The organism is Bradyrhizobium sp. SZCCHNS1022 (assembly GCF_032484835.1).
In the GTDB taxonomy this organism is placed as follows: Bacteria; Pseudomonadota; Alphaproteobacteria; order Rhizobiales; family Xanthobacteraceae; genus Bradyrhizobium.
The window spans coordinates 476,859-496,607 of record NZ_JAUETT010000002.1; the positions used below are offsets into that span (position 1 = coordinate 476,859).

Here is a 19,749-nt window from a genome sequence, read left to right on the forward strand (position 1 = left end):
GTCAGCCCTTCGCCATCACCGATCGCCGGCAGATATAGACACCCGCGAGCACAAGCCCGACCGACACCAGCATCGCCAGCGAAAAATGCTCGCCGAGAAACATCGTCGCGATTACCAGCGATACGATCGGCTGGGCGAACTGGAGAGGCGCGATCGCCGACACGCCGCCGCGCTGCAGGGCCCAGAACCAGGCCGCGAAACCGATCAGCGTGCAGAACACCGCCAGGAACAGCAGCGAACCGCCGGCCAAGGCCGTCAAAGCCGCGAGCGGCTGCGCGAGGGATCGCGACAGGGGCAGCATGAAAACCGCGCCGAAGATGATCGACCATGCAGTGGCGCCGAACAGCCCGATGCGAGCCGATAATCTCGCGCCGGCCAGATAGCCGATGCTCACCGTGACCGTTCCCAGGAGAACGATGAGGTCGCCGAGCATGGTTCCGCTGCTGCCGACGTCCCCATTGAAACGCATGAGGATCAGCAGCGCCTCGCCGCACAAGGCGATCGCGCTTCCGACCAGCCAAAGCGGCCGTGGAAACGAGCGCAAGAGCAGATGTTGGATCAGTGCGGTGATCACCGGCGCACAAGCCAGGATGAGGGCCGCATGCGACGTCGAGGTTCGTGAAAAGCCGAGGCCCTGCAGGAAGAATGAGCCGCCGAACCCGATCACGCCGTTGACGGCGAGGGCAATCCAGGCTCCTTTGTCGGTCGGGAACGGTGGCCGACAGACGAGAACAATCGGTACGAGAAAGGCCGCCGCCATCAGCAGTCGCGACGGTCCGATCAGCGACGAGGACATCTCGCGCGCAACCAGCACGGTGGCGGCCGGCGTGGCGCCCCAGAACAGGACGGCGATCAGCCCGGCCAGATAGGGAAGGGAACGGCCGCCTCGCCTCGCCGCCGGCACGTCCAATGCCTCGGACGCGGCCCCGCCGGATCCCTCCAAGGTCAGTTTGTCCACGACCATGCCCTCTATTCACCAGCGACCGAATGAGCTTCATGCAGGTTGCATCGTCGCGCTGCAAGGTCGTTTCTTGATCACCCAACGCCAGCAGCAATCAACGCAATCCGCCTTCTTCGATCACAGGGGGCGCCCAGTTGAACGTTGCCAGCCAGCAGATACGATTCCGCGTTCTCGCGGCACGAATGCCCGAGTGATGTTCAATGGCTACACGCTCTCGATATCGAGGGCGCAGGGAAGGCCGGATGCAAGGCCAGCACCCATGGCCCGCCTGCAGAAGAAAAGCAGGCGGCAGTCACCACGGGTGGGCCGCTACAACCGGCCTTCCCTGCGCGGATGGCTTTACGGCTTATACGCGCTCTCCTCGGGGACCGGCTTGATTGCCCCCGTCGCCTCGCGGATCATCTTCCACGCAGCTTGACACCAGCACCGGGATGCCAGGACCACACGATTTCGCCGTGCGTGTCAGGTCGTTCGTCCACGTGAAGATCACGGTCAACCCGGCACGCCCACCGCATCCCACCCCGCGTGTCGTGACGATCGCGATACGCCCCTCGTGTCGAGGCGGGACGGCAAGATAAGAGCATGAATTCTGAAAAAACGAAATAAGAATATTTTGATACGAGAGGCTGGACAAACGAGCCAAATCAGTTAGCGCAGTTCGGTCCACGCCATCAACCGCAAGATCCACCGCGATGCGAATTCAGTGGTTCGTCATTGCGAGGAGCAGAGCGATCACGCAATCCAGTATCTTGCTCTCTCATTTGCCGTCCGAAGCCGGGTAGATCAGTCTGTCGCCGGCGCGCACGAAGCCCTGCGACAAGATCGCTGCCCGAACCTGATCCGCGTCCATCAAACGATGACCGCGCGGTCGGCGCGCTGCACGCCCAAGAGGCGAGGGGCTGTTAAGGACGCGGCCCGGCCGCCGCGGGTGAAGCCGTTGCCGCCCAAGACGATCAAGCGGGTGGCGCACATCATGTGCATGAGAAGCCGCCGAATGTGACTCGGCGCAAGGCCGCAGCATGGCTTTGGCTGATCAGCGCATCGAAAATCCGTTCGATGCCGCTGTGTGACATGACCGCAACCGCAGCGTCCACCATTCGATTGCGAGCGAACTCGTAAGAACTGCGCCTCTGCGGCTGGAGGGGCTGCTCACCTTGCGGCTTCTCGCGATTTAGCCGGACTGGATATCGCCGGACGAAAAGGTTGCCCTCAACTGTTGCAAACGTATCGGTGGAAGCCTGAAAAGGTGCAGGATGCGGTGTTGCGGCGCAACCAAGATTCTTCAAGCAAGATTCTCAAGAAGGCATCGCGGCTCGAGCCGCATGCGGCGCGACAACGGCGCAAGCGGGTTCTGACCTCCGCCATGAGCCAAGCGTCTTGATTTTCGATTCGCGGCGTGTTTCTTTCGAATGAAAGGCGATACGAAAATAGCTCGCGCCACTGACGCGTCGCTGAAGATCAAATTGTCGCTGAATAAAAAGGGGGGACGAATGACGCACATCGCGCGGATGTCAGGACTTCTGCTGCTTCTCGGAACGGTCGCGGCGTCGCCAGTCCCAGCACTTGCACAGGATGAGGTGCAGCTGCTGCCGCCGAACTTGCTCGAAGCGACCTCGCCGGACATGACTCCGCCCGGGAAATTCAAGAAGGACGGGCCGTGGAAGATCGGCATGTCGTTTCCAGGCGTCGGCAACACCTGGATCGTCCAGATGGCTGAGGAAACGAAATACGAGGCGGCGCACAACCCGAACATCAAGCAATTCATCTTTACCGAGGCGAACTGGCAACCGGCCAAGCAGGTCGCCGACATGGAGGACTTGATCGCTCAAAAAGTTGACGTGTTGATCGTTGCTCCCCTCGCGCCGCCTCTCGTCAAGAAGCAGGTTGATGCTGCGGTAGCAGCGGGCATTCCAGTGATCAACTTCGGCAGCAGCAATGGTGAATTGGCTTCGACGGTCGAGATCATGGGCGGAGGTGAACGCTTCGGCGAGGTCGGAGGTAAATTTCTGGTCCAGAAGCTGGGCGGCAAGGGGACGATCTGGGCGTTTCGCGGCGTTGCCGGCGTCGGCGAGGAGATCTTGCGCTACAATGGATTTCGCAAGGCCATCGAGGGAACGAACCTCAAGATCGGCACCGAGGTTTACGGCGACTGGAATTATACCAAGGGCAAGCAGCTTTGCGAGAACCTCGTGCTGTCCGGTCAGCCTGTCGATGGCATTTGGTTCTCGGGCGCGGATATGACGCGAGCCTGCATCGACGTATTCAAAGAGGCCGGCAAGCCCCTGGTCCCAATGACGGGGGAAGCCAATAACGGCTTCTTGCGCGCGTGGACAGATGCAAAGGTCGAGGCCGTTTCCCCGATCTTCACGCCGGGACTAGGCCCGGCCGTGCTGAGGGCGGCGGTTGCTCTTCTTGAGGGTAAGTCGCTGCACAAATCCTATTATTCTTCGCCGGCGCCAATCGATAATGCCAATCTGAAATCCTACTACCGGCCGGATCTCAATGACTCCTTCTGGGTGACGTCGACGTTGCCGGAAGCGGAGATCCAGAAAATGTTCAAGCGCTAGACACCAGCGCGGAGCGGACGTGGTGCCTCCTCTGGCTGAAGCTCACCCGGCGGGTGGAACGTCGCGGCGGGACGATTCCGTTCCTTTGGTTTCGTTCGATAAGGTCGTCAAGCGCTTCGGATCGAACGTGGCGCTTAGTGAGGTGTCTGTCGATTGCGCGGCCGGCTCCGTTCATGCGATTACGGGCGAAAATGGCGCCGGCAAATCCACGCTGATGAACCTGCTTGCTGGTGTGCATCGGCCGGACGAAGGAAGGATCTTGCTGCGCGGCGAGGCCGCTTGGCTCGACAGCCCCCACGATGCGCAGCGTTCCGGCATCTCGACGATCTTCCAGGAATTGACGCTGCTGCCAAACCTTACTGTGGCGGAGAATCTTTTCCTCGGTCGAGAGCCTACGCGCCGCGGGATGGTCGACCGCAGAGTCATGCGCGCGAGGGCGGAGGTCGCCTTGAAGCGCCTCGGCAGCCGGATCGGTGTTGACGAATATTGCCGCGAGCTCTCCGTTGCTGATCAGCAGCTCGTGGAGATCGCCAAGGGAATCTCGGCCGACGCAGACATCTTCATCTTCGATGAACCGACGGCCGCGCTGAATGCGCCCGAGGTCGAGAAGCTTGGGGAATTGATCGCTTCACTCAAGTCGGAAGGCAAGCTGATCTTCTACGTCAGCCACCGGCTCGACGAGATATTCAAGTTCTGTGACCAGGTGTCGGTGCTCAAGGATGGCCAGCATGTCGCGACGCGGGCCGCGCGAGATCTCACCCACGACGAACTTATCTCGCTCATGGTTGGGCGCGTGCTTACGCAATTCTATCCCGCTCGCAAGCCGCTGCAGAGATCTTCGAATTCCGCGCTCGATGTGTCCGGCTTGGTTGCAGCGGAGGGCGGTCCTTCGGTTTCATTCGCGGTGCGGCGCGGAGAAATCCTTGGCCTCGCGGGACTCGAGGGGCAGGGCCAGCGCGATATCATCCGTGCGCTCGCCGGATTGCAGCCGGCGGTCCAGGGACAAGTGGCAAAGTCGAGCGCCGCTGGGGACGGCTCGCATCCACTCGATCTCACCGTGGTCGCCACCGCGCTCGCGGGTATCGGTTTCGTGCCTGAAGACCGGAAGTCTGAAGGGCTCTATCTCTCGCTGTCGATCTCGGAAAACATCGTGCTCGGCATGCTTCGCCGTTTCTCGGTCTGGCAGCGCGCAAAGGTCAGGACGGACCTCGTCGCCAGCCTCATGGAGCGCATGCGAGTTCGCGCGACGAGTCCCAAACAGCTCGTAGGAATGCTGTCAGGTGGCAATCAGCAGAAGGTCATGATCGGACGTTGGCTGGCGTCCGGCGTCGATGTGCTTCTTCTGGAGGAGCCGACCCGCGGCGTCGATATCGGCGCCAAAGCCGAGATCTATGCATTGTTGCGAGATTTCGCGGATGGCGGCGGCGCGGTCGTGCTGACCTCGAGCGAATTGCAGGAAGTATTGGGGCTCTGTGACCGGGTTGTGGTCGTACGTGGTGGCGCCATCACCGCAGAACTCGACGGCGCTATGACCAGCGAGGAGGAGGTTATGCGCTTTGCCTTGACCGAACAATCGTCCGCCGACGGATCCCAGGCCGGGAGCGCCAATGCTTAGGCTTTTGCGCACACCGGGCCGCTCCGGCATCAAGGCAATGACGCTCGTGCTGCCGTTAGCCCTCTTCCTTATCCTCTGTCTTTCATCCTCAACTTTTCTCAGCTTTCAGAATCTTGCCAACGTCAACAGCCAGATCGCGGGACTTCTGATCGTTTCGCTGGGACAGATGATCGTGGCCATTTCCGGGGGCATCGACCTTTCCGTCGGCTCGGTCATGAGCCTGACGAGCGCGATGCTAGTCGCGCTGGATCCCCAGTTGGCAATGCCTGCTGTATTAGCGGTCGGCATTGCTGCCGGGCTTGTCAATGGAATCGGCGTGACCTTGTTCAGCGTCCATCCGCTCGTCATGTCGCTTGCGACCATGACCTTCTTGCAAGGCTTGGCTTTACTGATCCATCCCGTACCGGGTGGGGTGGTTCCGGAATATCTGAGGACGCTTGCAGTCTCGGAAGTCGACGGTATCCCGGCCGCGTTCTTCTGGTGCGTGGCGGCGGTGGGTCTGACTGCCGCGATGCTGCACCTCACCCGCTTCGGGCTCCGCATTTTTGCGATCGGCGCCAATCCGACCAGCGCGGCTCGCAATGGGGTTCCCGTCACCTTGCACAGGATCGCTTGCTACGTGATCTGCTCTCTCAGTGCGGTGTTGGCGGGCACCTTTCTGACAGCACGGGTCGCCGGAGGTGACGCAACGATCGGTGCGTCCTATTCGCTCGACTCCGTCACCGCCATCGCCTTGGGTGGGGTTCAACTGGCCGGCGGTGCCGGCAGCGTTACCGGTGTCGTTGCGGGCGTCCTTACGCTCGGCTTCATGACCAACGGAATGAATCTGGTCGGTATCTCGCCGTTCCTCCGAACCGCGGCCACGGGCTGCCTGCTGCTGCTGGCGATCGGCCTGCAGAGGCGGAAGGTGATCGGCGCATGACCGAGGTGACGATGGGTAGACCGCTCATGTGGGGGCAAAGGCTGCGCTCGGCGGCAAGTGCCGTTCGGGAGCTTCCATTCGCCTATGCCGCCCTCGTGATTTTGCTGTGCACCTCCTACCTGGTCCGTCCAGCGTTGCTGTCCCCGCTGCTCTTGTTCCTGATCGCGCGTCAGGCGGCTCCGCTCGGAATCGCAGTCATAGGCCAGTCGCTCTGCATGCGCGTCCTGTCGCTCGACCTTTCTATCGGCGGCGTTATTGTCGGCGTGAGCTATATTCTTACGAGCGGCTTGCTGCCGTTTTCCGAACCGGTCTTGCTCCTGATCTGCCTGGCCTTCGGTGCTTCGGTCGGATTGATCAACGCGTTCTTCATCACGCGCCTGCGTGCGTCCTCGGTGATCGTGACACTGGCCATGACCATGATCATCAGCGGCGTAGTCGTCTCGTTCAGCCAGTTAAGGTCGCCAGGGGACGCGCCCGTGCTGTTGCGCCAGATCGGGCAGCTGCGAGTGGGCGTCTTCCCGGTCGCGCTGCTGGTCTGGCTCGGCCTCTTGATGCCCGCTGCAATTTTTCTGCGGGTTTCGGTGTTGGGCCGCTATATCGATGCCATCGGCGCCAATCCGCAGGCCGCCTGGGTTTCGGGCATTCCCTACGTTCGAGTGGTGACGATCGTCCACGTCCTGTCGAGCCTGTTCGCCGTGTTTTCCGGGTTCCTGCTCATTGGCTTTGTCGGTGTCGGCAGCATGGATATCGGCCGCGACCTGGCGCTGAATTCGCTCGCGGCGGTCATTCTCGGCGGCGTTACCTTCGGCTCGGGCAGGGGGGGCGTGCTCGGCCCAACCGTCGCCGCCTTGATGTTGACGTTCAGCTTCAACCTGCTGACGAGCCTCGGGCTCGGCGAGCCTGCCAAGCTGATGCTGCAGGGGACGATTATCGGCGTCGCGGCGGCCGCCTATTCAGCGAGGCGTCAGTCCTGAGGCATTCGATAACCAAGCGAGAACGGCTGCGGCCGCAGGATGACAACAGGAGAGAGATGACATGACTGAGGTGATGGCTGGAGCCGAACCGTTCTTCATGCAGGGCAAGGGACCCGCGGTCCTCGTGCTCCACGGTTTCACTGGATCGACGCAAAGCATGCGGTATCTCGGCGAAGAGCTCCACCGACGCTTCGGCTTTACCGTGAGCGGCCCGCGCCTGAAGGGCCACGGCACCTCGCCGGACGATATGGAGACGACCGGCTATCTCGATTGGCTGGCGTCGGCGGAGCAGGCTCTTCATGAACTGGCAGGTCAGGGCAAAAGAGTATTCGTTACCGGCCTCTCCATGGGGGGCACGATTACCCTCAATCTTGCCGCGCGATTTCCGAACATCGTGGCCGGCGCCATCCCGATTAACGGCGCGGTCGGAATCTTTGACGGCGCAATGGCCGAACTCATATCGGACGGCGCAGCGCCGAAGCGTGTCCCGGGCATCGGCTCGGACATCAAGGCTGCAGGCGTCAAAGAGCTCGCTTATCAGGAGGTACCGGTCGCCTGCCTCCGGCAGGTCCACGTCCTGATTGCGGCAACCGAAAGCTTGCTGCGCAAGGTCACCTGTCCCACGCTCGCGATTCATTCCAAAGAGGATCACATCGTGCCGTCGACGAATGGCAAGCGAATCGCGCAGGAGGTGAGTTCAAGCGATGTGCGCCTGCTCTGGCTCGACAACTCCTACCATGTGGCGACTCTGGACAACGACAAGGATCTGATCGTCGAGCGCTGCGGACGATTCATCTCGGAGATAGCCGGGGCCGCATTCTAGCGCCGCATTATTCAGGAAGGTGGGCCGATTGGTCGCAATCTTGAATATGCCTTGGCCATTCGCGGGGACTGGTTCGCTCGGCTCGCCATGACGGATGCTGGCAGCCCGATTTGTCCCAGCAGCCATGGACCGAGTTGAGCGGAGCCATACCCACCAAGTCTGACGTCGTGGTCGGCGGGATTGCGATGCTCAACCCATTCTACGCCCGGTCCGCCGACGCCGGATAGATCAACGCGTCTCCGGCGCGCACGGCGCCTTGCGACAAGGTCGCTGCCTGTACCTGATCGGTGTCCATCAAATGGTAGACGGTGCGACCGGCATTGATCAGATAGTCGGCCACGATGCGCCGATGACAGCGCCACCACACGGCCTCCGCGCACATGATGGCCGTGCGCTGCTCGGCTGATACTTGCAGAAGACGATCGAAGCCGCGCCGAAAGTCGTCCGTGAGGGCGTAGTCCGCATAATGATGGAAGCTTTGGTTGGTCCAGAAGCCGTTGGTCTCCGGCGCGATGCCGCTCGCCTTGCGCAGGCCGCCGAGCTCGGCAATGCGCGTGTGGTTGATCTGATAGTGCGCAAGCGCGGCAGGCAGCACATCGGCATTGTACTGCGGGTTGGTCCGCGAGCGCGGGATGCGCCTGATATCGACGACGAGCTGAACGCGGCCGGCCTGCAGCAAGGTGACGAACTCGGCAATGGAGCGGGTGGAATGGCCGATGGTGAAGACGGGAGGAGCGCTGGGCGCCGTCGCGTTCTCGGAGCGGTGCGCTGCTTCACCCATCCGAACCGCTGTCTTATTTGCCGCTCAGCTTCGTCAATGCGCTCTCCTTGTGCGCCGCGATGTGGTCGCTCTTGTCGCTCTTGATCTCGTATTGTGGCGACGCCTTGGAGGCGTGATGGCGGTGCCCCTTGTAGTCGAAGTCGCGCACGTGAACCGCGATGATGCGGCCGGTGACATGGCCGGCCTCCGAGTTCCAGGAGACGTGATCACCCTTCGCAAACTTTGTCATCGATCACCTCGCGCCGCACCGAAGAGGGGTGGTCACTTGACGTCGGGACTCGTCTGGGGCGCGCCGGTCGATTTCGCCTGCTCGCCCGCATTCGCATCCAGATAGGCGAGGGCCGCCTTCAGCTGCGCATCGCCAGGCTTGCCGATCAGGTCGGCCTTGATCGGGGCCGAAGACGTGGTTTTTTCATGCGACAGTGCGGCCTGCGTCGTGTTCGCGCCGGGCGTCGGCCCGAGCGGTCCCGGATTCTTGAACGCGCCCTGCAGCGCGGCTTCGCGCAGCAGGGGGCCGCCGCTGATCTGCTGGTCCTTGGGCGCTTCGACCACGACGTTAGGGGCGATGCCGTCATCCTGAATGGAGCGGCCCGAGGGCGTGTAGTAGAGCGCGGTCGTCAGCCGTACCGCGCCGTGTCCTTTCAGGGGGACAATGGTCTGTACCGAGCCTTTGCCGAAGCTTTGCGTTCCCATGATGGTGGCGCGGTGCCGGTCCTGCAGGGCGCCGGCGACGATCTCCGAGGCCGACGCCGAGGCGCCATTGATCAGAACCACGACGGGGACGCCGGGCAACATGTCGCCATGCGCCGGCGCAGCGAAGCTCTGCTGATCGTCTGCCTGTCGGCCATGAATGCTGACCACGGGTCCGCCGTCGAGCAGATCGCCGGCGACGTCGACGGCCGCGGTCAAAAGCCCGCCGGGATCGTTGCGCAGATCGATCACGAGGCCCTTCACGCCGCCGTCAGGGCCCTGCTTGAAATCCGTGATCGCCTTCTTGAAGCCATCCGCCGTGTCGCCGCCGAACTGGGTGATCCTGATATAGCCGATGCCGCCGGGCTCGAGCTCGGACTTGACGGATGCGACCTTGATGATCTCCCGCGTCAGCGTGACGTCGAACGGCTCCTGCTTGCCGCGGAGAATGGTGACCGTCACCTTCGAGCCGGGATCGCCGCGCAATTCGTCGACCACCTTCTGCAGGCTGACCCCTTGCGTGCTGGTGTGGTCGACCATGACGATGGCATCGCCCGGTTCGAGCTTGGCGCACGCGGCCGGGGTCCCATCGATCGGCGCGATGATCTTCACCACGCCCTCCTGCTGCGAAATCTGCATGCCAAGCCCGCCGAATTTCCCGGCCATGTCGGCCTTGGAATCCTTGAACTCCTGTTCGTCCATGTAATCGGAATGCGGGTCGAGGCGACGGAGCATCCCCTTGAGCGCGTCCTTGACCAGTTCGTCCGAGCCCACGGGATGAACGTAATCCTGGCGGACGAGTTGGATCACGCCGGCGAGCACGGCGAGATCCTGAGGCGCGAGCCCGGTGTCCTGGACAGCGACGGCGGTGACGAGGGGGACTGCGATCGCGCTTGCGCCTGCAATGAGACCGGCGATCAGCAATCGGGATTTGATCATGATGGTGCTACCCTCAAGGCTACGCTCGTCGCGGCGTTGGTTTGGCGGGAAGGTTTACAGGAACGACCGAACGGGAACTTTGTTTCAGTCAGGAAGCTAAAGCCACGCAAAATTGCGTTAGCTCGTCGCGAGCGCTCCGGCCGGGGTCGCATCGGGGGGCAGTGGCGGGATACAGTCATGAATTCGGCCACGCTCAGCTTGCCCATGCCGAGGTTGCGATTCCCGCGTGGCTGATCTGCGATCGTCGCTTTTTGTGGAAATGCGGGTGGGGCAAGGTTAAGCCGTTCTCGCGCTCGGATGTGCAGGATATCGCATCCGGCTATCCGAAGCGCGCTGATCGTGCGATCAGTCTGGCACGCATGATCGATATTCCCGAAACCGCTTTTGTCGAGACCGTGTCCGAATTCAACAGCCAAGCCGCGCGCGGCGGCAACGTCTGGCAGCGCTCGCTGGGCGGTGCCAGTCAAAACACCGGCCCTTGCATCGCACCGATCGAAGCACCGCTCCGCGCGCATGGCTTGCCGCTCCTGGGCTGGTTCGCTTGCAGCAACCATATGGCCTTGGTCATGGAAGGCGCCTATCCAGGGCTCACGATCACATTGGGGCCGGCACTTTCCTTCGGCGGTTCCGCCGGACCAACGGCTGCGGGAGCAATCATCTGATGGCAGGAGAGCCGGACGTTCTCGTCATTGGCGGCGGCAACGCCGCGCTGTGCGCGGCGCTGATGGCGCGCGAGGCGGGCGCCTCGGTGCTGCTGCTGGAATCCGCGCCGCAAAGCTGGCGTGGCGGCAACTCGATGCATGTGCGCAACCTGCGCTGCATGCACGATGCGCCGCAGGACGTGCTGGTCGATGCCTACAGGGAAGAGGAATACTGGCAGGACCTGCTCAAGGTCACTGGCGGCTTGACGGATGAGCGGCTGGCCCGGCTGGTGATCCGGCATTCCTCGCGCTGCCGGCCCTGGATGCGCCGCCACGGCGTGCACTTCCAGCCGCCGCTCTCCGGCGCACTGCATGTGGCGCGCACCAACGCCTTCTTCATGGGCGGCGGCAAGGCGCTGGTGAATGCGTATTACCGCAGCGCCGCCGGGCTCGGCATTGCCGTGCGCTACGACACGCCGGTGAAGAGCCTCGAGCTCAAGGACGGGCGCTTCGTCGCCGCGATCACCGAGCAGGGTGAGCGCATCGCCGCCAAAGCTTGCGTGCTCGCCTGCGGCGGCTTCGAATCCAATCTCGCATGGCAGCGCGAAGCCTGGGGCCGCAACGAGCGCGGCGAATGGCCGGCGGAGAATTTCCTGATCCGCGGCACGCGCTTCAACCAGGGTGTGCTGCTGAAGTTCATGCTGGACGCCGGTGCCGACGCGATCGGCGATCCGACCCAGGCGCACTGCGTCGCGATCGACGCCCGCGCGCCGCTCTACGACGGCGGCATCTGCACCCGCATCGACTGCGTCTCGCTCGGTGTCGTGGTGAACCGGGAGGCGCAGCGCTTCTACGACGAGGGCGAGGATTTCTGGCCCAAGCGCTACGCCATCTGGGGACGGCTCGTGGCGCAACAGCCCGGGCAGACCGCATGGTCGATCATCGATCGCAAGGCGGTCGGCCGCTTCATGCCGCCGGTGTTTCCGGGCACGCGGGCCGAGACGCTGGAGGAGCTGGCGCAGAAGATCGGTCTCGATGTCGCGAGCTTCACCGCAACCCTGAACGCCTACAATGCCGCCTGCCGCCCCGGCAGCTTCGATCACACCGTGCTCGATGACTGCCGCACCGAGGGGCTGACCCCGCCGAAGACCCATTGGGCCCAGCCGATCGATGCGGCGCCGTTCTTCGCCTATCCGCTGAAGCCCGGCATCACCTTCACCTATCTCGGGATGAAGACCGACGAGAGCGCCGCCGTGCGTTTTGCCGGCGTGCCAAGCGCCAACCTGTTTGCGGCCGGCGAGATGATGGCCGGCAATGTGCTGGGCAAGGGCTACACCGCGGGGGTCGGCATGAGCATCGGCACCGCGTTCGGCCGCATCGCCGGCGTCAATGCCGCCGCGAGCGCCGGATTCCATCATCCCGAGTTCAAGGAGGAGCTGGCCTATGCCGCCGCTCACTGAGACGATCGCGGCCGCGGCCGGCTCCACCATGCCGGACCTGAGCGCGTTACTCGGCAAGGACGAGCAGGAGATCGCGCGGGTCATGCAGATCTGCAACGCCTGCCGCTATTGCGAGGGCTTCTGCGCCGTGTTTCCGGCGATGACGCGCCGGCTCGAGTTCACGGGGGCCGACACGCATTACCTCGCCAATCTCTGCCACAATTGCGGGGCGTGCCTCTACGCCTGCCAATATGCGCCGCCGCACGAATTCGTCGTCAACGTGCCCAAGGCAATGGCGAAGGTGAGGGGGCGGACATATCGGCACTATGCGTGGCCTTCCAGCTTCGGACAGCTCTATCAGCGTCAAGGCCTGACGCTTGCGCTCGCGCTGGCCGGCGGGCTTGCGTTGTTTCTCGTGCTCGCGACCGCCATCGCCGGCGGGCTGACCGACAAGCCGCTCGGCGGGAATTTCTATGCGATCTTCCCGCACAATCTTCTGGCGAGCCTGTTCGGCGCCGTGTTCGTGTTCGCCATGGTGGCTTTCGCGGTCGGCGTCGTCAGGTTCTGGCGCGACATCTCGCCGGCGCGCGAAGCGATCCCGCCGGGGGCGGCCGAGCTGGCCAAGGCGCGCGGTCCGGCCGCGGTGGAAGCGGCAAGCGACGTTGCCCGGCTGCGCTATCTCGGCGGTGGCCATGGCGAGGGCTGCAACGAGGACGACGATCGCTTCACGCTGTCGCGGCGCTGGTTTCACCAACTGACGATGTACGGCTTCCTGTTGTGCTTCGCCGCCACCAGCGTGGCGACGCTTGACCACTACGTCCTGGCCTATGAGGCGCCATATCCCTGGCTCAGCCTTCCCGTGATGCTCGGCACGGTCGGAGGCATCGGCCTGTTGGTCGGCCCTGCGGGCCTGCTCTGGCTCAACCTGCACCGTAGTCCCGAGCGGGGCGATGCCGCGCAGCGGCCGATGGACCGCGGCTTCATCGCGCTGCTCTTCATCGTCAGCCTCACCGGGCTTGCTCTGCTCGTGCTCCGCGACACCCGGTTCATGGCGCTGTGGCTTGCGATCCATCTCGGCACCGTGATGGCGCTGTTCCTGACCTTGCCCTATGGCAAGTTTGCGCATGCGGTATTCCGTACGGTCGCGCTCTTCAAATATGCGCTGGAGAAGCGGCTGCCGAACCGGATTGGCGTCGGCGGAGAGTAGGGCCGCGACCATCCGGCGGCGCGGATCGATCGACGCGGAGCGTGCAGCCTCGCTGCGCCTGGCCTTCGCTGCCCAACACGGGCCTCCCGTCCTTTGCCGACGGAGCGGCTTCGACTCGTTCCACACTGTCAAACCGCAGATCTCCCGACAGCAGATATGATGATACGTTCTCGCGGCACGAGGTGCCCGAGAGATGCACGGGTAGCTTCACGCTCTCGAAATCGAGGGCGCAGGGAAGGCCGGATGCAAGGCCAGCACCCATGGCCCGCCTGCAGAAGAAAAGCAGGCGGCAGTCACCACAGGTACGGCCTACAACCGGCCTTCCCTGCGCGATGGTTTTAACGCTTATACGCGCTCTCCCCGGGGACCGGCTTTCTTGCCCCCGTCCGCGCGAGGCGAAGCCTCGTCACGTCAGCGCAACGCACTAAGCGCGTTGCGCTGGGCATCAGCACCGGGATGCCAGGACCACACGATTTCGCCGTGCGCATCAGGTTGTTCGTCGGCATGAATGATCACGCTGCAACCCGATCCGCCCACCGCATCCCACCCCGCGTGTCGTGACGATCGCGATACGCCCCTCGTGCCGAGGCGGGACGAGCGGATAAGATCATGATTTCCGAAAAAGCGAAAGAAGGATATTTTTGCGCGAGGGACTGGACAGGCCAAATCAGCTTGAAAAGGCTGCCGAAAATGACTGTTGGGCGCAAGCTTTGTCGGTTTCAATCGGCGGCGCAAACTGCGTTGACGGCCATTGGCAAGAAGCTCGGATGAGCGAAGCGATATCCGGGAAAACGCGTGAGACCCCCGATGTTGCTAATGCTCACCCGGGCTACGCAGCTCGCTAACAGTTGCGCTCGACGAGATCGGACCAGAACGGAACGTACCTGATCTGATCCGGCCACGGCCGATGTCCCCAGCCGTTGAACTCCCGCTCGAAATAGTCCTCCAGGTTCGCGCCGTAATGAATCACGTCGGCCTGGTAGACAGAGAACACGGGATTGCCGGACTCGTGTGGCTGCTCCGGAAGATAGCGGTGGCTGAGCAAGGGGATCAGCTTGGGCGCGCGCGAGAGAACGGAGCGGAGCACTTCGGCGCGTGCCTCCGGGTGGTCAGGCCTCTCTCCCCATTCGGACCACCATAGCGCGTTATGCTCGATATCGAAGAGCAGCCCCTCGAGGGGCCACTCCAGCATGCTGCGAATGGCGGCTTCGTCGGCCCAGTCATGGCCGCGCACCGGTCGGCGCTCTCTCAATAGCGCGACGAGATCGGGTGGGAAGACCAGGCCGAATTTCGCCTGCGCATCGTCGAGTTCGGCCTGCGTATAGCCTCTGGTCCAATGGTCCAAGTTCATGCTGCGCTCTATGGCTTCGGGTCCCAAGGCTGCCGTGCGGCATGATGGATATGAAGTATCTCGATCGTGTCGTCGGTCGCGCGATAGAAGATTTCGTAAGGGGAGCGTCCAAGCGGAATAACGCGAACATCGGGGCGGGCCGGGAGCCGCCTTGCGCTCGTGGACCAGCGTGCAATGTGGGCAACGACACGTCAGATGCGCCGCTCGACAGCCAGCGCGACGGTCGGATGGTGGAGCATGAGCCAATCGGCGATTGCGGCGAGGTCGTTGAGGGCTTCGTCGGTATAGACGACCTTCATCGCGTACGGAATTTGGCGAAGGCATGCAAGCGCGGTGTCGCCGCTTGCGTTTGATCGTGGGATGGAGCTCGCAATGCGGGCCGGGTCCGGCGGTCCTACTGATAAAGTGCACTGTCACCCGCAATCCCCGGCGCAAATCAGTTGGACGGCCGCGTCTGCGGTGCGGACCGGCATCTCCCAACCGGCGCGATGCCGGTGGTCTGTCATTGCGAGGAGCGCAGGCGACGAAGCAATCCAGGCTTGCTTGCCGGCTCCGGATTGTCTGGCGCGGGTCGTACTTCACCTGGGCGAAATGGCGCAGGATGAGGACGGCGGCCGGCCGACCGCCGACCTTAGCACACTGACTGCCACGGGCTCGCAAGGTGGAGCGAACGTCCGCAGCTCGCCCGTGGTCGATGGGATCAATGTGGTTGATCTCGATCAAAGGTCGCGGCGAGGAAGCGGGGCAATCTCAACTGGAAGATGCATGCGGGAGAACGCCAGTGCGTGCTTGTCTCTTTGGGTTGGCTGTCGTGATCGCTCTTCTGGGGTCGTCCTCGGCGCGCGCGGGCTGCTGGCCGAGCGAAACCTTTCCGATCTTCTGCTGGCTCGATACGAAGGGGGAAGGGTGTTCGGCGCACCACGCGCTGACCAGCGCCAAGGTGGTCATGTACCCGTACCCGAAGCAATCGATCTATGAGTTCGAAACCACCCATTGGTGGACCGGGCCTCCTCAGACGGCTTGCCCGCCGAGCAAGACGGTCAAGTTCACCGGCATTTGGGACCGCGAGACGGGCAAGGCGGAGGAAACGGCGTCCACCGGTTGGTCGTCATGGTCGCGTTACATCTATTGCAGCAACAACCCATGGACCGGACAAGGCCCGCCCACAGTGCCGATCTGTTCGGGGCCGGCCGGCGATGCAAATGTGGGGCAGCCAGTGACCTCGGCGATGCTTTCGCAAAGTCAGAGAACGAATTTTCTCTATGTCCAGGAGCCGCTACACACAAAATGCCTGCAGGTCGAACCCGACCCGATGGGCGCGGCATGGCTTACGGGAAGCTCGATGGTCAAGGTCGTCGTCTCGCACCATGAATTCCAAAAAATCGAATGGCACTTTTTCTTCCTGGACTTCTATTCGTTCGACCCCTGGAAGGAAGTCCCCATGCCGAAGTCCAAGGTGCCCTTGATCGCGACGAAAAAATACACCGAGCGTCGCATCGCCACGACGACGGGTCGGTTCTGGCTGAACAAGAAAGGGCGTTGGATGATCGTCGCGATCCCGAAGCCGACGTCGGTCGCCGCGCAGCTCGTCGGAACGACCGTCACCAACGAATGCCCGGGCGCGCGATTCAACATCCAATGAGGGAAGGGTCCGCCACAGGTTGATTGGACGAACCGGCTGGAGCCACGGGCGTAACCGCGCGAGCTCACGCGGAGGAAGCTGTTCGACTGCCTTTTCGATATTTTCAGCTCTCGTTATGCCGGAGACATAGCGTTGGCGTGCGAGAAGAAAGCGTGAAGCAACGGCAATCGAAGCCGTTGCGGGGGATAGGCGGCCGTCGTCGCGCGTCCGCATGCACCGAAGTTAAGTGCACTGTCAACGTAACTCTCATTCCTTTGCCTACCCGATCCTAGTCGTCGGGCGTGCAGACGCGCAGACGATGCCCATCGGGATCGACCGCAACGAATGTGCGTCCGAAAACCGCCACGCTCGGTTCCTGCTCGATGGATACGCCAGCGTCGCGCCAAGCGGCGTATAGACGGTCTACCGCAGCGTCATCGTCCACCATGAATGCAAGTTCAGAGCGATGGCCCGTTCCGGACGATACGAAGTTCGCCGCCTTCGTGGACCAGAGGCCAAGATATAGGCCATTGGTAAACTCGAAGGCGACATAGGTCGGAAATGATGCTGCAGGCGCTCTACCCAGCAGCTTTTCATAGAACGCACGGCTGCGTGCCGGGTCTTCAACGTAGAGAAGGATGAGGTTCGGAGTTGCCATCGAAAGTTGTCCTGCTGCGATGTTGCAGGACGAATATATGCGACGCCGGTGCCAAAAACTGGCAGCATGCGTCATGGCCAGATCCGAACGATTGCTGTCTCTCCTACAAGTGCTCCGGCGACACAGCCGCCCGGTGAGCGGAGCACGATTAGCCCAAGACCTCGGCATCAGCATTCGTACGCTTTATCGGGATATCGCATCCCTACAGGCACAAGGAGCGAACATCGAAGGCGAGCCGGGCGTCGGCTATATCCTTCGACCGGGCTTCATGTTGCCGCCGCTGATGTTTTCGCAGGAGGAACTGGAAGCCCTGATGCTTGGATTTTCTTGGGTGGCCAAGTTTGCCGATGAACCGATAACAAAAGCCGCATCAAATGCCTTGGCAAAGATCACGGAGGTACTTCCGGAGAGTTTGAAGGATGAACTGGAGAGTTCGGCCCTTCTCGTCGGGCCAAGAACGATCGAAGATGTCGAAGCGATCGAGCTCAAGATCGTGCGGACAGCGATCCGCAATGAACAGAAGCTCCAAATAGCCTATGTTGACGCGGCAGGAAACCAGTCCGACAGAACTATATGGCCTTTCGCTTTGGGTTATTTCCAAAAGGTTCGGATCCTGGTCGGGTGGTGCGAGAAACGAGCAGACTTCCGGCATTTTCGGACAGACAGAATAATGGCTCTCAAGAATCTTGCAGAGCGCTATCCAAAGCGCGGTGCGATCATGCTTCGAGAATGGCGCGAAACGCAAATCGATGCGGACTACGTGCCAGACCCCTGAGAATGCAGGGCACGAAGATCGCGCCGCTACTCCACATCAAAAGAAAGAGCAGGCGCGCCGCGATGCTCATTGCAAGATCCTGATCGCCGAAAGTAATCGCCCGTGAAGAACTGGGAAGGTTCTGATCTGGTCTAACTCAACGGGGCAGGTGTGAAGTCTCAGCAAATCGTCTTCTACGAGGGCGAGACGGCCAATGGCGGTTTGGCATCCAAGCTAGCAGTCCGACCTTTGAACGCGTCGACCAAAGGCGGATTTGTCATTCCACAAACGAAGATGGCGCCGCGGAGGTCAGTAGCGGATGTCTATGGATATGTCCTCGCGGCCGGCATCCATCATGCGCCATCGATCAAGGTCGTCCAGTCGGCGAAGGTCATCGAGAACCCCGCCGATGCAATCGTCGTTGCGGTGCGGCATGCCCAATTTGTAAAAGGGGCTGGCCGATCATGTTGCAACTGCAGCGCAATGGCCATGGCATTGCAAGATGAAGCTCGATCGCAACGAGAGGCCCGTCGATGTCGGACTGTGGCGACCATAGAGCCGGAGACGCAGCAACAGGTCGTCTTGCCGATTCTCGCGCAGGCATCAGACGCCGGCGAGCGAGATTCCGTCGACCGGTCCACACCGAGGCCAGTCACCTCAATTCGGATCGTCCAGCAGGGATCTGCGGACAGCATCCTCGGAGAGGAGCCGGTCGAAATAGGCGATCGTCCTGGTCAGGCCTTCGGTAAGGCCAATCCTTGGCTGCCATGACAGGACAGCTTCGGCGCGCGTTATGTCGGGCCGTCGCCGACATGGATCATCTACCGGTCGCTCCCCGCATACGATAGCAGACCGCGAATTGCACAACTCGATGATGGTCCTGGCGAGTTCCTGGATCGAGATCTCGGCGGGATTGCCGAGATTGACCGGTCCGGTCACATCGTCGGGTGTCGCGGCGAGGCGGACGAGCGCATCGACCATGTCGTCGACATAGCAGAACGATCGCGTCTGCGATCCGTTGCCATACAGGGTGATCGGCTTGCCGAGCAGCGCCTGGACGATGAAGTTCGAGACGACGCGCCCGTCGTGGGGGTGCATGCGAGGCCCGTAGGTATTGAAGATTCTGGCCACCTTGATCTGTAAGCGGTGCTGGCGCCAATAATCGAAGAACAGCGTCTCGGCGCAGCGCTTACCTTCATCGTAACAGGACCGCGGACCGATCGGATTGACGTTGCCCCAATAATCCTCCGTCTGCGGGTGCTTCTCCGGGTCGCCGTAGACTTCCGAGGTCGACGCCTGAAGGATCATGGCCTTGAGCCGTTTCGCCAGCCCTAGCATGTTGATGGCGCCGTGAACGCTGGTCTTGGTCGTCTGCACGGGATCGTGCTGGTAATGGACCGGCGAGGCCGGGCAGGCGAGGTTGTAGATGCTGTCGACCTCGACATAGAGAGGAAACGTCACGTCGTGCCGAAGCAGCTCGAAATTCCTATCGTCGAGAAGGGGCTCGATATTGCGGCGTGTGCCGGTGAAGAAATTGTCGACGCAGACGACCTGGTGGCCGTCAGAAATCAGTCGCTCGCACAGATGCGAACCGATGAAGCCGGCGCCGCCCGTGACCAAACTGTTCTCGCTAATGCGCCCGGACGCTCTTCTCGACACGATCCTTGCTCGTTAGAATGTTCTGTACCCAATAACAACCATAAGATGAGTCGAAGGGCAAGGCGACGGTCCTGCGGATCGTCGGCACAAGGAATGAACCGGCCGATGGTGAATTATCTTTCGCGATGCTGGCCGCCGTTTCATCCG

The 19,749-nt window shown here is 62.1% G+C and carries 20 protein-coding genes; 11 read left to right on the plus strand and 9 right to left on the minus strand.

The features are described 5' to 3' along the window. Nucleotide 1: 1 nt before the first annotated feature. Together QX071_RS15805 and QX071_RS15810 are read right to left on the minus strand one after the other, a co-directional pair. Nucleotides 2-964 carry a DMT family transporter gene (locus tag QX071_RS15805; RefSeq protein ID WP_315703638.1) on the minus strand — a complete coding sequence of 321 codons (963 nt, stop codon included), beginning with the start codon at nucleotides 962-964 and terminating at the stop codon, nucleotides 2-4. 968 nt (nucleotides 965-1,932) lie between these two features. Beyond that, on the minus strand, nucleotides 1,933-2,247 hold the full coding sequence (locus QX071_RS15810) for a hypothetical protein (RefSeq protein WP_315703639.1): 315 nt from the start codon (nucleotides 2,245-2,247) through the stop codon (nucleotides 1,933-1,935). Between the two features lie 123 nt (nucleotides 2,248-2,370). Here QX071_RS15810 and QX071_RS15815 point away from each other — a divergent pair, with 123 nt between their 5' ends. The 5 genes from QX071_RS15815 (at nucleotide 2,371) to QX071_RS15835 (ending at nucleotide 7,862) form a co-directional block, all read left to right on the plus strand. Then, the gene (locus QX071_RS15815) at nucleotides 2,371-3,528 is read left to right on the plus strand and encodes an ABC transporter substrate-binding protein (protein ID WP_315703640.1); all 1,158 of its coding nucleotides are present in this window, start codon (nucleotides 2,371-2,373) and stop codon (nucleotides 3,526-3,528) included. 127 nt (nucleotides 3,529-3,655) lie between these two features. Continuing rightward, complete coding sequence (locus tag QX071_RS15820) at nucleotides 3,656-5,143, plus strand: sugar ABC transporter ATP-binding protein (protein WP_315703641.1); 1,488 nt, start codon at nucleotides 3,656-3,658, stop codon at nucleotides 5,141-5,143. After that, on the plus strand, nucleotides 5,136-6,065 hold the full coding sequence (locus QX071_RS15825; protein ID WP_315703642.1) for an ABC transporter permease: 930 nt from the start codon (nucleotides 5,136-5,138) through the stop codon (nucleotides 6,063-6,065). The genes QX071_RS15820 and QX071_RS15825 overlap by 8 nt, the downstream gene beginning before the upstream one ends. Continuing rightward, entirely contained in the window at nucleotides 6,062-7,039 is a 978-nt protein-coding gene (locus QX071_RS15830) for an ABC transporter permease (RefSeq protein ID WP_315703643.1), read from the plus strand. The genes QX071_RS15825 and QX071_RS15830 overlap by 4 nt, the downstream gene beginning before the upstream one ends. A gap of 61 nt (nucleotides 7,040-7,100) precedes the next feature. Continuing rightward, complete coding sequence (locus tag QX071_RS15835; RefSeq protein WP_315703644.1) at nucleotides 7,101-7,862, plus strand: alpha/beta hydrolase; 762 nt, start codon at nucleotides 7,101-7,103, stop codon at nucleotides 7,860-7,862. A 199-nt stretch (nucleotides 7,863-8,061) separates the two neighbouring features. On the opposite strand, the gene QX071_RS15840 is transcribed toward QX071_RS15835, so the two are convergent. The 3 genes from QX071_RS15840 to QX071_RS15850 are packed head-to-tail and all read right to left on the minus strand — an operon-like array spanning nucleotide 8,062 to nucleotide 10,272. Further along, on the minus strand, nucleotides 8,062-8,643 hold the full coding sequence (locus tag QX071_RS15840; RefSeq protein WP_315729184.1) for a DUF488 domain-containing protein: 582 nt from the start codon (nucleotides 8,641-8,643) through the stop codon (nucleotides 8,062-8,064). Nucleotides 8,644-8,656: 13 nt separating this feature from the next. Next, nucleotides 8,657-8,872: a DUF2945 domain-containing protein gene (locus QX071_RS15845; RefSeq protein WP_315729185.1), complete on the minus strand. Its 216-nt coding sequence runs from the start codon at nucleotides 8,870-8,872 to the stop codon at nucleotides 8,657-8,659. Between the two features lie 32 nt (nucleotides 8,873-8,904). Continuing rightward, complete coding sequence (locus QX071_RS15850; RefSeq protein ID WP_315729186.1) at nucleotides 8,905-10,272, minus strand: S41 family peptidase; 1,368 nt, start codon at nucleotides 10,270-10,272, stop codon at nucleotides 8,905-8,907. A gap of 41 nt (nucleotides 10,273-10,313) precedes the next feature. Between QX071_RS15850 and QX071_RS15855 the strand changes: the two genes are divergently transcribed. The 4 genes from QX071_RS15855 to QX071_RS15870 all read left to right on the plus strand — a co-directional run bounded on the left by QX071_RS15855 (nucleotide 10,314) and on the right by QX071_RS15870 (nucleotide 14,330). Further along, nucleotides 10,314-10,934, plus strand: coding sequence for a hypothetical protein (locus tag QX071_RS15855; protein ID WP_315729187.1), 621 nt, complete (start codon nucleotides 10,314-10,316; stop codon nucleotides 10,932-10,934). Further along, nucleotides 10,934-12,373 (plus strand): FAD-dependent tricarballylate dehydrogenase TcuA, encoded by a 1,440-nt coding sequence (gene tcuA, locus QX071_RS15860; protein WP_315703649.1) that lies wholly within the window; start codon nucleotides 10,934-10,936, stop codon nucleotides 12,371-12,373. The genes QX071_RS15855 and tcuA overlap by 1 nt, the downstream gene beginning before the upstream one ends. After that, nucleotides 12,357-13,559 carry a tricarballylate utilization 4Fe-4S protein TcuB gene (gene tcuB / locus QX071_RS15865; protein ID WP_315729188.1) on the plus strand — a complete coding sequence of 401 codons (1,203 nt, stop codon included), beginning with the start codon at nucleotides 12,357-12,359 and terminating at the stop codon, nucleotides 13,557-13,559. Before tcuA ends, tcuB begins: the two co-directional genes overlap by 17 nt. A gap of 609 nt (nucleotides 13,560-14,168) precedes the next feature. Next, the gene (locus QX071_RS15870; protein ID WP_315703651.1) at nucleotides 14,169-14,330 is read left to right on the plus strand and encodes a hypothetical protein; all 162 of its coding nucleotides are present in this window, start codon (nucleotides 14,169-14,171) and stop codon (nucleotides 14,328-14,330) included. A 70-nt stretch (nucleotides 14,331-14,400) separates the two neighbouring features. Here the strand turns inward: QX071_RS15870 and QX071_RS15875 are convergent, their stop codons facing one another. Together QX071_RS15875 and QX071_RS34065 are read right to left on the minus strand one after the other, a co-directional pair. After that, nucleotides 14,401-14,910 (minus strand): hypothetical protein, encoded by a 510-nt coding sequence (locus QX071_RS15875; protein WP_315729189.1) that lies wholly within the window; start codon nucleotides 14,908-14,910, stop codon nucleotides 14,401-14,403. Between the two features lie 8 nt (nucleotides 14,911-14,918). Next, on the minus strand, nucleotides 14,919-15,086 hold the full coding sequence (locus QX071_RS34065) for a type II toxin-antitoxin system RelE/ParE family toxin (RefSeq protein ID WP_410052189.1): 168 nt from the start codon (nucleotides 15,084-15,086) through the stop codon (nucleotides 14,919-14,921). Between the two features lie 533 nt (nucleotides 15,087-15,619). On the opposite strand from QX071_RS34065, the gene QX071_RS15880 reads away from it, so the two are divergent. Further along, nucleotides 15,620-16,552: a hypothetical protein gene (locus QX071_RS15880; RefSeq protein ID WP_315703653.1), complete on the plus strand. Its 933-nt coding sequence runs from the start codon at nucleotides 15,620-15,622 to the stop codon at nucleotides 16,550-16,552. Nucleotides 16,553-16,820: 268 nt separating this feature from the next. Here QX071_RS15880 and QX071_RS15885 read toward each other — a convergent pair whose 3' ends face one another. Further along, entirely contained in the window at nucleotides 16,821-17,189 is a 369-nt protein-coding gene (locus tag QX071_RS15885; protein WP_315704268.1) for a VOC family protein, read from the minus strand. A 73-nt stretch (nucleotides 17,190-17,262) separates the two neighbouring features. On the opposite strand from QX071_RS15885, the gene QX071_RS15890 reads away from it, so the two are divergent. After that, nucleotides 17,263-17,964, plus strand: a complete 702-nt coding sequence (locus tag QX071_RS15890; RefSeq protein ID WP_315703654.1) for a YafY family protein — start codon at nucleotides 17,263-17,265, stop codon at nucleotides 17,962-17,964. Between the two features lie 636 nt (nucleotides 17,965-18,600). Here the strand turns inward: QX071_RS15890 and QX071_RS15895 are convergent. Further along, entirely contained in the window at nucleotides 18,601-19,563 is a 963-nt protein-coding gene (locus QX071_RS15895; protein WP_315729190.1) for a UDP-glucuronic acid decarboxylase family protein, read from the minus strand. Nucleotides 19,564-19,749: the final 186 nt, after the last annotated feature.